Origin of the sequence: Pseudomonas sp. NCIMB 10586 (genome assembly GCF_023127895.1) — a bacterium.
GTDB lineage: Bacteria > Pseudomonadota > Gammaproteobacteria > Pseudomonadales > Pseudomonadaceae > Aquipseudomonas > Aquipseudomonas synxantha_A.
In genome coordinates, this window is the sequence record NZ_SPKQ01000043.1 from 52,203 (window position 1) to 67,812 (window position 15,610).

14 protein-coding genes and 2 pseudogenes are annotated in these 15,610 nt (G+C 58.3%); 1 reads left to right on the forward strand and 15 read right to left on the reverse strand.

Going from position 1 to position 15,610, the window contains the following annotated elements; genetic code table 11:
• Nucleotides 1-81 precede the first annotated feature (81 nt).
• Nucleotides 82-438: a DUF3742 family protein gene (locus E4P01_RS19180; protein WP_078820882.1), complete on the forward strand. Its 357-nt coding sequence runs from the start codon at nt 82-84 to the stop codon at nt 436-438.
• Between the two features lie 2 nt (nt 439-440).
• Here E4P01_RS19180 and E4P01_RS19185 read toward each other — a convergent pair whose 3' ends face one another.
• The 15 genes and pseudogenes from E4P01_RS19185 to traD form a co-directional block, all read right to left on the reverse strand.
• Nucleotides 441-1,946, reverse strand: coding sequence for a conjugal transfer protein TraG N-terminal domain-containing protein (locus E4P01_RS19185; protein WP_078820883.1), 1,506 nt, complete (start codon nt 1,944-1,946; stop codon nt 441-443).
• 78 nt (nt 1,947-2,024) lie between these two features.
• Nucleotides 2,025-3,386 carry an integrating conjugative element protein gene (locus E4P01_RS19190; protein WP_216091045.1) on the reverse strand — a complete coding sequence of 454 codons (1,362 nt, stop codon included), beginning with the start codon at nt 3,384-3,386 and terminating at the stop codon, nt 2,025-2,027.
• Nucleotides 3,383-4,342 (reverse strand): TIGR03756 family integrating conjugative element protein, encoded by a 960-nt coding sequence (locus E4P01_RS19195; protein ID WP_216091046.1) that lies wholly within the window; start codon nt 4,340-4,342, stop codon nt 3,383-3,385. The genes E4P01_RS19190 and E4P01_RS19195 overlap by 4 nt, the downstream gene beginning before the upstream one ends.
• Nucleotides 4,343-4,517: 175 nt before the next feature.
• Entirely contained in the window at nt 4,518-5,015 is a 498-nt protein-coding gene (locus tag E4P01_RS19200; RefSeq protein ID WP_216091047.1) for a JAB domain-containing protein, read from the reverse strand.
• 312 nt (nt 5,016-5,327) lie between these two features.
• Nucleotides 5,328-8,057: pseudogene (locus E4P01_RS19205) on the reverse strand (conjugative transfer ATPase); the annotation flags it as partial.
• A 29-nt stretch (nt 8,058-8,086) separates the two neighbouring features.
• Nucleotides 8,087-8,452: a TIGR03751 family conjugal transfer lipoprotein gene (locus E4P01_RS19210; RefSeq protein WP_248130111.1), complete on the reverse strand. Its 366-nt coding sequence runs from the start codon at nt 8,450-8,452 to the stop codon at nt 8,087-8,089.
• 16 nt (nt 8,453-8,468) lie between these two features.
• Complete coding sequence (locus tag E4P01_RS19215) at nt 8,469-9,863, reverse strand: TIGR03752 family integrating conjugative element protein (protein WP_216091050.1); 1,395 nt, start codon at nt 9,861-9,863, stop codon at nt 8,469-8,471.
• Complete coding sequence (locus tag E4P01_RS19220) at nt 9,860-10,675, reverse strand: TIGR03749 family integrating conjugative element protein (RefSeq protein ID WP_216091051.1); 816 nt, start codon at nt 10,673-10,675, stop codon at nt 9,860-9,862. Before E4P01_RS19220 ends, E4P01_RS19215 begins: the two co-directional genes overlap by 4 nt.
• Before the next feature lie 29 nt (nt 10,676-10,704).
• A pseudogene (locus E4P01_RS19225) lies at nt 10,705-11,325 on the reverse strand (PFL_4703 family integrating conjugative element protein); the annotation flags it as partial.
• Nucleotides 11,322-11,720 (reverse strand): TIGR03750 family conjugal transfer protein, encoded by a 399-nt coding sequence (locus tag E4P01_RS19230; protein ID WP_216091053.1) that lies wholly within the window; start codon nt 11,718-11,720, stop codon nt 11,322-11,324. The pseudogene E4P01_RS19225 and the gene E4P01_RS19230, both read right to left, overlap by 4 nt.
• 10 nt (nt 11,721-11,730) lie before the next feature.
• Nucleotides 11,731-12,066 (reverse strand): TIGR03745 family integrating conjugative element membrane protein, encoded by a 336-nt coding sequence (locus tag E4P01_RS19235; protein ID WP_137271543.1) that lies wholly within the window; start codon nt 12,064-12,066, stop codon nt 11,731-11,733.
• Between the two features lie 16 nt (nt 12,067-12,082).
• Nucleotides 12,083-12,316, reverse strand: a complete 234-nt coding sequence (locus tag E4P01_RS19240) for a TIGR03758 family integrating conjugative element protein (protein ID WP_216091054.1) — start codon at nt 12,314-12,316, stop codon at nt 12,083-12,085.
• Nucleotides 12,313-12,597 carry an RAQPRD family integrative conjugative element protein gene (locus E4P01_RS19245; RefSeq protein WP_248130112.1) on the reverse strand — a complete coding sequence of 95 codons (285 nt, stop codon included), beginning with the start codon at nt 12,595-12,597 and terminating at the stop codon, nt 12,313-12,315. The genes E4P01_RS19240 and E4P01_RS19245 overlap by 4 nt, the downstream gene beginning before the upstream one ends.
• A gap of 169 nt (nt 12,598-12,766) precedes the next feature.
• Nucleotides 12,767-13,504, reverse strand: coding sequence for a TIGR03747 family integrating conjugative element membrane protein (locus E4P01_RS19250; protein WP_216091056.1), 738 nt, complete (start codon nt 13,502-13,504; stop codon nt 12,767-12,769).
• Nucleotides 13,501-15,609 (reverse strand): type IV conjugative transfer system coupling protein TraD, encoded by a 2,109-nt coding sequence (traD, locus tag E4P01_RS19255; RefSeq protein WP_216091057.1) that lies wholly within the window; start codon nt 15,607-15,609, stop codon nt 13,501-13,503. The genes E4P01_RS19250 and traD overlap by 4 nt, the downstream gene beginning before the upstream one ends.
• Nucleotide 15,610 lies beyond the last annotated feature (1 nt).

Sequence of the window (15,610 nt, forward strand, 5' to 3'; positions counted from 1 at the left end):
CTTTCCCTTTGGTGACCTTTCCCTTGGCCTTTGCCCTTTGGGCTGCTTACCTTTTAGAGGTGGCAGTTTGGAGTAAATCTCATGGGACAAGATCATCGAAGTGCAATGTCAATGCGACTAGGTGTGTGGCTCGGGCGGGTGTGCCGAGGTTACCTCTCCCATGAACGCCGATTGTCGCAACGTCTGTACGGACAGGGCGTGCCGAAGCTACTCACGAATACAGTCTTCTGGATGATCAAGCTCACCGTGTTAGGCATCTTTTTATATGTGGCATTTTGGATCGCCTTAATCACTTGTGCGGTTACCATAGCTGCCTGGTGCATTCTGAAAGCAGACTTTGATCCATGCGAAGAACAACCAGAGTGGAGGAATGGGCTTAGCGGATACGGCTTGTATCGAGGCGGAATCCGTATTGATCCAGGTTCTCCGGATGATTAGCTCTATCGGCTCAGCTTCATACCCGATACACCTCCTTTGCTACCAGCGGCTTTTGCATCGTCAACACCAGTGTTCAACATTTGCGCCAGGTTGCCCACTCGCAATCCGGTCCACGTCAACGCGGCTAACCAGAAGGCCGGAAGTATGATGAACATCATCGCCATCACAAAATTCAACAACATATCCCCAAACGAATTATTCAACCCCATCAAAGGATTAAAATTACTCTGCGGCGAATTCCACCCATACAAAGCCTCCAGAATCGTGCTGTCGATCCACCGCGCCAGCTGAAACCAGAAGTCCACAAAGAACAGCGCAAACTGCACGCAACTGATGGTCACCAGTGCCTTCAGCTCAAAGGTACCAATAACCAATACCAAAGGTATGCAGATCGTCAGCGCCATCTTCAGGAACGACAGCACCATCGGCAGCGCCTGACGCACCACATCCATGGCCGGGAAAAACCCCAACGACCCCATCGTCAGCCCTAGGTCCGCTGCTCCGCGCGCCGCAATGTTGGAAGTCTTCATGTCCACTTGCCCGCCGTAATCGGTGTACACCTGCCCCTGATTCAACGTCTGCTGGCGTGGCGCCGCGATGGCGCGAATCAGCTCATCGTCAACCTGGTTTTTACTGAGAAAACCCGCCCAGCGGCCAAAACTGGCCAGCAACTCCGGATCCACTTGTGCCAATAACCGTGAACGCAACCCCGTATCGCTATCCGACCACCATTGCCGGCACGTCGGGTAGCCGCCACCACTGGGTACCTGGGCTAAACCGGCATCCCGATTGGCGTCGTAGGGCCAGGCACTGCGCGGCGTCTTGGCGCGATAGTTGTCGTAGTAACCAGCGCTTCTCAGGAAAAAATTCGAGCCAATCCAGTTGATGTCTTCCATCTGGCTTTCATCCAGATCGGGCCGGCTCATGAACAACTTCGCCCGGGCAGGTCCGTAGCAGTCATGATTGAAATCCGCGACTTCCTGTGCCAACACCGGGTCGTTGATTCGCGTGGCGTCGATGTCCATACGCATCTGCCGCAGGTCAGTGCCGCAGGGGATTGCGGCCACGGCGGCACTGGTCACGGCTTTGGACACTGAATGCATAAGGAACCACCACACCGGTACATAGGCACTCTGATTGTTGAGCACGGTGAAGGCAGTGGACCAGCGTGTCTCCTGGGGCGTCGCAACTTTGATCTGGCATTGTGCCGAGCGACTGTCATCGAAGGTCAGCGTGCTCAAGTCGACGGGGATAAACGGGATGCCAGCAAACATCACGACGATAATGGCGACCCATACGCGGTTTTCCACGCGCAACGTCGACAGCACTCCCTTGTTGCCTTCATCTGCGCCTTCGGTGCGGGCACGCAGCCATTCTTGCAGGATGATGGCGAAGAAAGGCAGAGCGATGACGCCACTCGCAATCAGCAGCTCCCAGACCCCGTTATTGATGATCCAGGCTACCAGCGTGAGGTAGTACTCAAGGTAGTCATCCGTGTAGAGCGTCATGTTCCCGGGCCTCATCTCAGCGGTTTAGGCTGAGGGTTTCCGGCAGGGGCAGGGCGACACACCCACCGCCTTTAATGGTTAATCCCGCGTTACGGGTGGTTTCTGGATTTCATCCACACGATTACGGATCGGATCACCCTGATAGATCCCCCTGGATCCATCACTACGCGCGCTGTGGCGCTGTATCAGTGCCAACGGCGAGCTGCTCGCCAGGGTGCGACGTAACTCCAGCTCAGTCTTCAGGTTGTTGATCTCCTGCGTCAGCGTATCGCTCTCAGCGAAGATGGCCTCCTGCGCCAACTGGTTGGCCGCCACATTGGGTTCGTTGCGGCCGGTCAGCAACGTGCGCTGCAGCAACAATGCTTTTTCCAGCACGCTGGAGAGCGCGACTTCCGAAGCCAGGCGACGGGCCAGCAGATCCTGGTCCGACTCATCGCGCAGTGCCTCAATGACGCCGCGCGTGATGGGCAACGATTGACTACTGGCACCCTGCAAATTGACAAAGGTGGTGGGCTGGCTGCCATTGATCAGCGCTTGCAGCGCCTCGAGCTTGATCTCGTACTCCTCCTGGATCAGCGGGGTCAGGCCCACTCCCGGTGTGGTTTGGGTTTTAGTGCAGCTGTCGCAGGTACGTTGCTCGCGTTCGCCCAGCACACGGGTTGCCCATCGCGTGGCGGCTTGCGGTGAAGGCCAGGTCTGGCAGCTCAGTTGATCGGCGCAAACGCTGGAAGGAATAGGGGAAAGATCGTCTACTTCGCGCCCATTGACTAGGTTGTAGCCTGCGCGTGTGACGTCAGCAATCACTAGAATAGGCGCCTGACTGACACCACCAGCAGCTTGCCCGCCGACCCAAGGTACGCCTTTATTACCCCTGTCCAGTTCGGCCTGATCCACTGCGGCGACCGCATCTCTACTGCCGACGGACCGGGTCAACGCCATACCCTCGGCGATTTGACCCCAACCGAGTTGGCCGCCGGCCAAGTCTGCCATGCGATTAGCCAGCGCTCGGCAGGTCGACTTTGAACGATCAAAGTCCAGCCGTGCTTGGAGAATGCCGTTGGTTAGCAGATTGTACAGCCCGGGGTCCGCCCGTTGAATGATCAACGCGGGCAGGGAGGCAACGGCACTGGTCGCGTTCTGGATCACGTTGCTCATGATCGACTGAAACCCCTTGGTGATGCCGTTGAGTTGGTTTTGCAGGGTTGTCTCCAAACTCATATCGCCGCAGATCAGATTGCTGTTCCAACCGGCGCCGACGCCTATGCTCTTCATATTGGCCGCGCCGCCCATCGACACCGCGCTGCCGCCACCGATGCTGTAGAGCACGTCGTCACCGATCACGCTGCCGCTGTAGTTGACGCGAGGGGCGGGGTTGGCCAGGGCACAGTTGATGGAGAGGAGTAGTGCGCTGACCCAGAGTGTTGGCTGATAGCGTCTCATGGCGTTTCTCGTGTGAAATCAGTGCTGCCAAGAAAGGTTTGCCCCTGGCGTTTGCAGCAGCTGTACGGTCGCCATAGCGCCCAGGCGTAGCCGCCATCCTCTGCCTGGGGGTTAGGAAGATTGTTCGGAAACACAGTGCAACTGGCTGAGGGGCTCGGTGCGAGCGCCTGCCACTTGCCGGTGTTGCTGTCACTTTCCAGCAGCGCACCGGCCGGCCAGTAACCGGCACGTGGCGCGGCAACCAGCGGCTGATAGACATGCAGTTGGCCAGTGCGAGTGACTATATCGCCTGCCCGTTGCGCCACAACCGCTGCGGCTTTGTGGTCATCCACTTGATGCAGAAAGCCACCCCTCGGGTAGATCGTCCCCCATAGATCGAGGCCGAAGCGGCTACCCACCTCGCGCCGTCCAGGAGTCAAGGCTTCGGGATACACGGCTTCAGGGATGTTGTAGCGCCAAGCGATGGTGTCCAAGGTACTGAGCAGATAGGGCATCAATGGCTTGCCGGCGCCTGGGCACGCGTAACCGGACTGGCCGACAAACTGGTTGAACAACGCTCCGGCAGGGTGGCCAATCACGTCAGCATTTTTGAACTTGCTCAGGTTGTTTTCCTGGCTGGTTGCGTTCGTCCCGTCGCCACCGCCTCGGGCGGTCGGATTGGGGAGGCTCAGCGGGCCCAACTCCAGCCAAGGATTCTGTCCCGTGTTGCTGTAGCTGGAAACCACCGCGTCGGGGACGTAGTGGCCAACCTTGGGCGAGGTGCGCACAGCGCAGCCGAAGGGCGTGCAGCGAAGCCAATAGCAGAGACCCACAATGCGGTAATGCAGGCAGTCTGTTGAAAGCACCGAGGCGGTAATGGCCGCGCTGTTAAGTGCCATTGCGCCGAGAGAATATGAACTGAACACCATCATTGCCATGCCTAGACGCAGGCAGCTTTTAACGTTGGGGAGGGTCATCGTTTGCACCTGAAGAATGAGGCTTTCAGTTGAACAAACGTAGGCTCGACAGGCATTTGGAAAACCGGGATAGCCGATATCTCATTTGCCAAGGGCACAGTTACGGCGCAACAAGGATGCTTGCTGCGCCGAGGTGGAGTGGTTTAAAGGTGAGATGCTTTGCGTTGGGCAACGGTTAAAGCTGGCCATGTTCAGCAAACGAATAGATATCGCTCTGGCCAACGATGAATTCATCAAGCAACTGAATATCCATCTCGGCCAACAAGTGCTTCACTCTGATAACCGACTGTCGATCCGCAGCACTCGGTGTAGTCACCCCTGAAGGGTGGTTATGGACGAGGATGATGGCTGCGCAGTTGTGTGCCAGTGCGCGTTGCACAATACGTCGGGGATGAACACTCAAGGCGTTTATCGTGCCATGGAAAAGCGTTTCGAACGCCAATGGCCGGTGGTGAGTATCGAGAAACAACACGCCAAACACTTCATGATTCTCACGGCCCAGTTTCAATTGTAGGAAGTGGCGAACATCGTCGGGAGATTCTAGAGCAGGCCCCGGGTGGAATACGTGGCGCTCAAGGATGCTAATGGCTTCTTGTATCAAAGCCTCTTCATCTTCGGTGTAAGCGAGAGGTTTGGCTACCGGGAATTCGGCAATGGATTGTGCATTGGACATGGGAAGCTCCTTGGATAAAAAGGAGGTTCCCGACCCGTCAGGGTGGGAACCCCAAGGGAGGAAGGTGGTGTCCGTCATCGCTACGGCGATGAGTGTTCGCGGTATGGACACGGGGCGAACGAGTGGGTTGACGCAGCAGGCTGCGCGGCGACATTGGAACCCTGGTCGCCTGGAGGATTAGACGGTTGGATCTTGCCAGAAATAATTGTGGATGGGGCATAGAATCCGGAAGAAGGTAAGGCGTATTTACAGTTTTAAACTCAGGAGGCCTTACTGAAAGCGGCGAGCGCTTCATTAGGATGGTTTTTCATTTTATTCGTCCGGCCGCTCCCAGTTATCTACAATTAGAGGTTCAATCCCTCGGTAGATATCCATGTCTTGCGCCATACGGATGGCGGCCTCTAGCTCAGTGATACCGTACTCTCGCATCAACCCAAATCTTGCCGCCTTTTCTTCCGCTTCCGTCATCGCCAACGCCAGATGCAAACTCGGTGGCACCGCCCGAAACAGCACCTCCATCGACTTCGACAAAATCACCCCCTCGCAAAATTTCCCCGCTTCCTTACGTGCCGACAGCATCAACGCCTTCTGCGCCGGGCTCAGCTCGCGAAAGCGCGCCACCTTCTCCACCTCGTCCGGCGGCATGCTCAGGCAAATCCACCACTCAATCATGTTCAGCATCGGCTCCGCCGCTCTGGGCAGGTCATCCAGGTTTTGTGTGGCCAGCCAGTACCAGGCGCCGAGCTTGCGCCACATCTTGATGATCTTCACCACATAGGGCGCCAGCAGCGGGTTCTTGGTGATGATATGGCCTTCATCGGTAACGTTGATGATGGGCCGGCCCAGGTATTGGTCACGCTCGGCGATGTTGTTGACGGTGTTGAGGAGCGACAGGTACGCAATGGACAGCTGGACGTTGTAGCCTTCACGGGCAAGGGTGGCCAGGTCGACGATGGTGATGTCGGCTTCCGGCCAAGGTGTGCCGGGGCGGTTGAACAGTTCGCCATCCAGTCCTTGGCAGAACAAGGCCATGGCTTCGGCCATTTCCTGTAGGCGCTGGCGACGCATCTCGTGCAGGACGGGTTCATTGCTGCGCTCGCGCAGGGCGGTGCAGATATCTTCGGTCAGCACCGTGCGGTTGGCCGCCGCACAGCGTTGTGCGGCCTGGAGAATGCACTGGCGGATCAGGCTGCGATCGGCGCGGGTCAGGCGGGCTTCTTCCTTGTCTTCGCCGCCGGTGATCATCAGTCGTGCGGTGATTTCCAGTTCGCCGAGGATGTCGCGCTGTTCGTCGCTTTCTAGATCGTCGAGGCGGTCGGCGTCCAGGGTGTGCACTTGGTGGGGCGTTTCTACCAAGCGCCGCGCATCGGCAAAGGGCGCCAGGCTGACGTCGGCACCGGGGGCTAGGGTGACGCGGTGCACGCTGAGGCCCAGGCGTTTGGCGAATTCGCCAAACAGGCCAAAGGAATTACCAGCCTCGACGATAAACAGGCGCGGCCGATAGATGGCGGTGATCTGGTTGAGGATGTTATTGAGCGTCGCAGATTTGCCGGAACCGGTGGGGCCGAATAAAAACAGGTGGGCGTTCATTTGCCGGTCGAGGCGGTTCAGTGGATCGAAAGTCAGGGTGCCGCCGCCGCGGTTAAAGAAGGTGATGCCTGGATGGCCCGTGCCCTGGCTGCGCCCCCATATTGGTGCCAAATGTGCAGCGTGTTGGACAAACATCAGTTGCGTGTACCACTGACGCTTGTCCTTGGCAGGATCGAAGACGCATGGCAAATGACGCAAGTAGCTGTTGAGCGGTGCCACTTCATCGGCTCCGCGTACCGGTTGCACACCGGCGTTGAGTAAGGCATTGGTCAGTTGCACACCACGGGCATCAAGTTCCGCGCAGTCCTTGCCGCGAAGGTAGAAGGCCACGGAGCCACGGTAGAGTTTATGTGCGCTGCCGATCATGGAGCGCGCCTGTTGAACATCCTGACGGGTTTGCTCTGAGGCTAGGGTATCGCCAACTGACTTTTTGGCGAGGTGATTCAGGTGCGCTTCCAACGCGTCTTGTGGGGTAGCCACCAATGTCAGGCAGAGCACGGTGTCTTCGGGCAGTTGCTCAAATAGGCTGTTGATGGCATCCCCTTTGTGTCTTTCGCCGGTCAGATGGCCGATGTCGGGTGGGCTGCGCAGACGGTCGACCAGTATGACGCGATGGGGCATATCATCGAAAAACCACACGCCTTGTTCAGTGTCCGAACGGGGGTGGCTGAAGAACAAGCGCTGAGTGAAGTCCGTGCCACTGGCGAGGTTGAGGTCGGTGGCCGCTGGAGCATCCGGATATCTTGCCAACTGATAAAACGCCTGTCGCTGAGTTACTGATAGTCCCAGTTGCGTGGGGTTGGGGTTGAACCAACGCAGCAACCAGCTATGAATTTGCTCAGCTTCCATACGCTGGGCTTTTACTCCTGCATTCGCTAGCCCAGCAGTCAGGCGTTCGCATAGCGTATTCAGGGTGATTTCTGCAGGCAGTTCATTCCGAGCGAGAGCTGTGGCAGGTATATGTCGATACACCACCATTCGTATACGTCGTGTCTGGCCTCGCCACGGCAGGTGGGTAAGGGTGGTGTCTTCAAAAAGCCCGCCTGGTTTGGCGATCGCGTTCAGGTGGTGGGTCAATGAGCGCAGGTAGAACTGTGTGAACTCGGAGTTCCGGGCGCGGGGGTGCAGGTAGCGCTTAAGTGTGTCGAGGTAACCTTGCCAGTGGGTTTCATCCTGGGCGTAGAACTGCACTACCCATGGGTGGCCATCCAATTCCTCCAAGCTGTCTTGCAGGGCATTTTCCAAGGCATCGCGCGCATGTAGCAGCCATTCGGCTTCCCTCCCTTCCGTACCCACGGGAGTGGCCTCAAAAAACGCTGCCACAGAGCGACCGTCGTCGAGCAACATGCAGCGTGTATCAGGCAGGTATTCAACCCAGGGCAGTAGTTCGGCAAAGGAGGGGGCCACGTTATACAGCGCTTGCTCATCCGCCAGGGTGGCAGGCCGCGTCTTGGAAGGCTTCCCACCTCGCCACTTACCCATCAGTATTCGTCCAGGCGTTCGCCGGGCAGCGCGTATTGCACGCGTTGGTAAAAGGGAAACACGGTGCTGTAACCCGGTACGGGGACTGGGTCGCTGCCGGCCAGATGAGGAAAGACAAACATCAGCATGTCTGGATTGGGCAGGCGCTTGAACTGCTGAAAAATCTCGCTTTGTACCGTGCGGGTGTAAGCCGCAATTGAAGTGTTGTTCACGGGCAGCGGCCGGCGCAACGCCAGGCGTGCCTCGCTCAATTGCCTGACCGATGGATTGCCTTGCTGGCTCCACACCTCAAGCATGGTGTTGCCGTTATGGCTGAGCAGTTCTTCGCTGCTGGTGGAGCAGCCTGTCAGCCAGACGAGTAGCATGGCAATGCTCAATCCGTTAATCCAACTCCTGCGTGACATCACGACCTCCCAACGTATGGTCGACCTTGCGCCCTTGGGCGTCGTAGTCGATGGCCAGCGCCTGTTGAATATGCACCGCCACCTTGGCGCCTGGCTCGACATACACCGCTGCAAAAGCCTGCCCATAGAGTTTGTTGACCCACTGCGACATTTCCTGCACGCCGCTGGCCAATACCCGACCCATGGCTTCATTACCGGTGATCCCCACCATGCCGAGTGAGCCATTGCCTGGGGTCATGTAGGTGGTGCTGCCATTGTTCTTGATCAGAGAGGCAGCCCCCGCGCCTGCTGCGGTGATCAATGCCTGGGAACCCAGATATTGTTGGGCGTTGCTACGTCGTTCACCACCGACGCAGGGAATACCATAAGGATCGCTGATCCAGCCAAGGCCGTCCTGGGCCGAGCGCTCATTCTGCGTACTGCCCTTACGCTCCGGCACGGTGCGAATCGTGCCGTCCTGAAAGACAAAGGTGATAGAGCGCACTTGCCCGCGCACGCAGGACAGGGGCCAGTCACCCGAGGCCGTGCCGCTGACCACGGCGCCTGCAACGTCCGGCAGTTCGATACCATTGGCAGTCAAGTTATCCGGACCGATCAGCACCTTGAACGGATAAGGGTCATTGACAGTGCCGTCGATAGGCACCCGGCCGATCAACGCGGTCATGGCGACCGAACCCATCAGGGTGGCATTGGCTGGTACGCTGTAGACCGCCTTGGCGGACGCTGTGGTCTGGATACCGCGGTTGCTCACAGCTTCAGCGATCTGCGTTAACGGTTGCTGGGCTGGACCAAAACGGTTCGGGAAGAATGGGGGCTTCTCCTTGCTGCGTTGATTCGCTGGTGGACGCGTATCCTCTGGCTCAATCCAACGCAATGTCTCCCTGCCCGGCGGTGGCTCATCACCGGTTTTTAAACCAAGGCCAACGGGCAGCTCCACGTTTTCGCCTTTTTGACTAAGGACCTTTAATTGCTGTTGCAGGTCCTTGAGCACGCCCTGAGTCTGTTCGCGCTCACTGTTGCGTATTTGTTCCTCACGTTTGCGCTCGCCGTCCAACAGGCTTTCGATACGTTGCTCAACGGCGTTCTCCCGTTGGCGCAACCGATCGTTTTCACTTTTCTGGGTCTGGCTATCGGCCGCAGAGGTTTTCAACTCCTGACGCAGTTGTTTGACCTGCCCGACCAAGGTGGCGACGGTGTCGCGAGGTGTATCGCCTTCGATGCCCAGCGCTTTCATTTCCTCTGCCGTCAATGCACTGCTGCGCACTGGTTCGGTCACTCGGCTGTCGTTTGAACTGCGCAGTTTGAGGGCGACCACAACCACCAGGGCTACCAACGGGATCATTAGCCACTTCAGCAAACCATTACTCTTCACGGTCGGGCTCCCGGAAGGTTGAGCGTGGCATCAATGGCGCTGAGTGCAGGGGACAGGGCTTGCTCAAGCCCATGGCCGCGGGTGACCAGGTACACGGTGGTGGTGTCGGATGATTCCCCATGAGGGCCGAGGTCGGGATGTTGGAACGTGGCGCTGACCAAGTTGCCTTGCAGTTGCCGTGGGTCCAGCTCGATTCTTTGAGCGGAGGTGTTGGTTAGGCGAATGGCGGTGACGCGATATTCCTCCAACCGCCAAGCAGCCAGCGCTTTTACCTGTATGGGCAAGGTGGGCAGAAGAGATTCCAGCGGCAGATCTGGCGGTACCTTGATCTGCCGTACGCCCAGGAGAGCTTCGACGGTTCGCAACGGCGCATAAAGGCTTTGCGCCGCGTAGCGGGTCAATACGACGGGAATTGGCGTGGCGGTAGATTCGTCACGATCCGGCGGTTCAGGGGAGGGCCGGGCGTCCTCGACAATTCGGATCGACTCCAGTGCCGTCGTGTTGTTTGCGTCGACGGTATAAATATCGAGCAAAATCAGTTCACCACTATCAGCATCCTGCAATTGCAGGCGGCTGGGCTCGATGGGGACATTGGCGCGCAGATACACCGCGCCCGCCGCACTCTGCACACGTAAGCGATTGCTGAGTGATGCCGGCATGCCCACGCGCACATTGCGTTCGACAAATACGATGCGCTCAGCCCCAACCTGCAGCGGCACACTGAGCGGTAGGCGCTCCCAACGCATGATTTCCACGGCAAAGCTGGTCGGCACTGCGATCAACAGCAACCAGGGCAGCCAGTTGCGCTTCATGGCGCGTCTCCCTGATCGATGGAAGAAAGCGAGAGTTTTTGGGGCACACCGTCATAGCAGTCCAGTGCCAGCCCAAAGGGGTTGCGCTCGGCGTCGATGTCCAGGCGTAATACCTTGATGGGGTAGCGCACCAAGGCTCGTTTGACTTGCTCGGTGCCAAAATACTCGTCGACAGTGAGGTCCAGGGTCACGATCCAGTCTTGATCGGAGATGCTTTTGACACGGATTAACGGATCGTCGCCATACCCACGGCCGGGTATTTCATATACCCCGCGAACGCGCTGGCGTAACTCGCCCGAGCTGCGTCGGGATTCATAATCCTGCTGTAAAAACGCCCGACAGCTGCTGGTGAGGTAGGCGGATAACGCCTGTACATTGCGCGGGTAGTCCACTTCGCCGTCGGTGGGCCAGCGGTTGAGTTGCTGAAAAATATAGAAGGTGAAGGCGTAGACGGATTCGGGCGGCACCTGCCACCAGGGTCTCGAACTGCCCGAGCGCAGGTCCGGCGGATTATGAATGGTCAGATTCCGAGGCGCTTGCCACCACCCCACGCCCAGCATCAATGCAACCAGCACCAGTGCGGCACCGCCTAAGCGTAGGGTTTTGATATGGGCCTGTAGGTGAATCACTTCATTTTTGAACTGGCTCACGGGTCACCTCGACGCACCGCCCAGTAACCGCTGCGGTTAATCAGGCGCTCGTCGCCCAGCAGGGTGTGCAGGCTTGGCCAATGCTGGGCTAGCCACCATTGCAATTGCCGGTACAACCAGGTTTCCGGACGACCACGCTTATGACGGCGCAGCACGCCTCCGCCGATGAACACACCCAATGTGATGGCGAGCACCATCATTGACGGGACCATCGCAAGACTGCCGGTAAACCAGGCCAAGGGCAGGCCGCTGATCAAGCCCGTCACCGCGCACAACCCTGTGCAAATCCACAGCTCATCAGCAGTCAGGCCGCGCACAACCACCGGTTGCCGATTCAAACGATGGGGCAGGAAATGGACGGTGTCATCGCTGTCATTAACGGAAAGTGGCTTCATGATCCATACCTCACAAAATGCCGGTGGCCGTCGTCAGCAACCAAATACCGATCACCAGCAAAATCGCTCCCACTGCCACGGACAAACCAAACTGCCCCCAGGTGGCACGGCCGGAATGGATTTCCGAATAGCGCGTGTAGGCGTGGTAGCACACACCCACAAACATTGAGGCCACAACCAACAGCGCGATCAGCATCACGATGTCATAGCCGTAGTTCTGCATGGTTTCGATGATCCCGTTACCCAGGCCACGAGAAGGCTCCTCCATCGTTGGCAGCACGGCTTCAACCACCAGCGGTTGGAGGACTCCGATCCCTAGCCAGAGCGTGAGATGTAAGTGGCGCATGGCCTCCGTCCTTTGCTCAAGAAAGCAGGAAAAACATCAGCAGCAGGTAAAGGGTCAACACCCGTACTGCCACCCCGAAAAACTGGCGTTGGCCCAAGCGCTGCTCGGCCCAGCCGGCGTAAGCCGTGCTCAGAGCCCAGGTACTCCATAGCAATACCAACGCAAATAGGCCGGCAAGCAGCAGCCAGGACAGCTCCGATGGCGAGAAGCCCGCGCCTGCCTGGAAGGCAGTGAGCTGAGCTGTACTCACGGAGTCGTCTCCTGTTGCTCGCGATAGTCACCGATCAACTCCACCGCATCGCGCGGCTGAGCCCGTGGCGGGGTCAGGTAGTCTTGGATGCCCTGACGGACACGCTGGACATCCTGATGCAGGCGTGAGTAGTCGAAGTGGTAGCGCGCCGGTGTGCTAAGTGGTTGCGAGCGGCTGTACTGCGCCATGCGCTCGATGGCATCGAGTTGGCGCAGGACCAGCGCAAGTTGGGTGCGTTGGAGGGATTCACCCGCCGCACAGACAACAGTGGGCGCGAGCATTATCAGCGCTGCCCCAACCACTGCGCCGCGTTTTACAACGCTTCGAAAACAGACCGTTGTCATCTCCCAGCCCCAACGAAAATATGGGTACGATATTGGCGGACTTGGTGGCGACCGACCCGGGCTAAAGGGAAATCCGCACGCACCAGTTTGGTGACATACGGAAGCCTTACAGGTGCTTCTTGAAGTTCGCCACCGTGATACTGGTCATGATTGCCAGCAGCGCCGTGCCGGGCAGGATCAACAGCAAAGGGCTGATGCTGACGGGGGAAGCCAGGTAGGCCGCCCAAGGCAGAGCCGCCAATGGGATCAGGCTGGCTTTCGCACGATGATAGATGAACCCGGACTCTCGCCCTGCGCCGAAGCGCCTGAGATCTCGCCGTACCAACCCGTCGATCACACCCACAAGCACCGCGACACCACAGAAAGGTAGGCTAAGGCACAACACCATCAAGCGCACGCCGAACACCAGCACGGTATAAATCGTAGCGATCAGATAGTCGATAAGCAGGGCAGAAAGGTGGCTCGCGTAGTCGCGAACGTCCCATACATTTCGCGGTAATGGTCTCTGAGCGCCGGGCTCACGCGCCGCCAACTCGGTATCAACTAGCAGATGTTGGTAACCCAACGTCGCCCAGCGCGCACCGGTGCGTCCCGGCTCGGTAATTAGCACACTGCGGGTAAAATTCTCAGACAGCTGGCTCACCTCGAAGGTCAGCATATCTTGGGCGTGACGCCAGCCTTGTTGTGGCCAGAACAACGTCATGCCTACGCACTCGATCACGATGCTCAGCAGCAACGAACCCAGCAGAGCACCGAGAAGATGAAAAGGCAGTGTCACCAGTCGCCACAACAAACTCTTCGGCGGAGCCGGTTGACGTTGTGTCGTAGGCATCAGCGCAATCATTCGCTTTCCCTTGGTTCACAGCTGTCTTCCGGCAGCGGCGCGCTCTGCGCTGGCCCCGCTTGGGGTATCCACCAATCATTCGTCGGCGCGTAACGCTGACGCATATGGCCAGCCACTACCTGAAGATCCTCTGGCATTTGCTCGTCAGGGTCAGATATCGGCAACGGCATGCGGATTTTCCACAATTGCCCGCCCTCCAACAGCGCAAACGCCTGACCTTTGGGCAACGCCACCACATGGGCAGGTTCGATCAAAGGCACGCTGCTGGTGGTGATGCGATCGTGTGTATTGGAGGTGAATGCAGTCTGGCTATGGGGATCGGAACTGTCGGTAGTGCCGCTCATGATCCGGGTGCTGTAAACGTCCACCTTGGGCAGTTGCTTGGTCAGCAACTCAGCCGTGGCAGTCTCACGCACGCGCAGCATCACCAGGTTATTGAAGTTGCCGATCACTTGGCCAGCCTTAGCGCGATTACCAATGCGCGCCTCGATATCGCTCAGGGTTTGGGTATAGGCGGTGACCTGAATCCCCGCGCCACCGCCCTTGTTGACCATAGGAATAAACTCATCGCCCATCAGCTCGCTGAACTCGTCGGCATGTACATTGACCGGAATCTTGTTATTCGCCGAAGCACCGGGCAGGCCATCGTCAACGCCAAATTTGTACAGGTGCCCAGCCACTGAGACCAGGTCGGAAAACATGGAGTTGCCTACTGCCGTTGCCACTTCCGGATCAGACAAGGCATCCAGGCCCACATACACCACCGCGCGTTTGCGTATGATCTGCAGCCAGTCGAAGATCGGTCGAGGGTCTTGGAGGTCGGCGTAATCCGGCGCCAGGAGTTGTGCGATATGGCCGGTGGTCAGCTTCTCCAGCAGTGGCAGCAGGGAGGCGACGATTTTGTCGAAGTAGGTGCGGTCGTAGCGTACCGCCGAACGCAGACCGTCCATTACCGGGTCGTACAATCGCGCCTGAGACAGGTATTGCTCGATGGCAACGACCCGGCGTTCACGTCCGAGCATATGGCGTGGCGTGTTGCGCTCATTCAGACGAGCCTCCAACTGCACAATGGCGTCCCAGGCCTTGGGTTCGTGTTTAGCAAAAAACTGCCCGGCGTATTCGATAAACAGAGCGTCAATATTGATTACATGCCGTTGTATCAGTTGATAGTCCGGGCGCTGCCCCAACGCCACCAAAGCTCGGGCGATGATGTTGACGAATCGCCAAGCGAACTCACGGAACGCAGCTGAGTTGCCTTCGCCGGAAAGTTGGCCAGCTATGCGCGTCGCCACCTCGGTGATGCGCCCAAAACGGCCGATGGCGTTGTAGCGAGCCGAAATCTCGGGATGGCCCAAATGGAACAGGTAGAACTCTCGTTCTGCGCGTTTGGCCTCGACATACATGCGTTTGAGCAGCTCGGCATCGCCCTTGGGGTCAAATACGATGCACACTTCACCGCGGCGAATATCCTGGGTGATCAGCAACTCGGCCAGCCGGGTTTTCCCGACACGGGTGGTGCCTAGCACCAGGGTATGGCCAACGCGTTCGGCCAGAGGAAGGGTAACGTCGACCTCCTGCAGTTCAACCCCATGCAGGCGTGCCAGTCCGCCCAGGGGTGGAAGAGGGCGAACGGGGTTGAAGGGGCTGTCCCAGCACGTCAGTCGCGGCAATTGATTCAGTGGGAAAGGCGCTAATTCCAGTCGAGACTCCAGGCGCCGCGTGAGTTGATACAACGTGGAGGGCTCCACGTATTTACGAAACTCGGGCCGGTAGGTTTGCAGCAGGCGATGGGTGTGGCGTTGATCCCAGCGAAAGCCACGCCCCAGAAACAGTCGTCGCTGGCTGACCGGAATCTCCTGGCTGGTCAGCACATAGTGCGGTACCCGTCGCAGTTGACGGCGATAACGCAGGACCTCCAGCGATTGCCTCAGGCGCATGCCGCCCAGCGTGGCGAAGGCCATAGCTGCGCCGACGCCCAGCTCAGGTGTCAACGCCAATGACCAAGGCGCGATGAGGCTCAATATGGCGGCTGCGCCACTGGCTGCCACACTGTAAAGCTCAACGGCCGGACGCAGCAGCACCTCAACCGGATGGGCTTGGCTCACG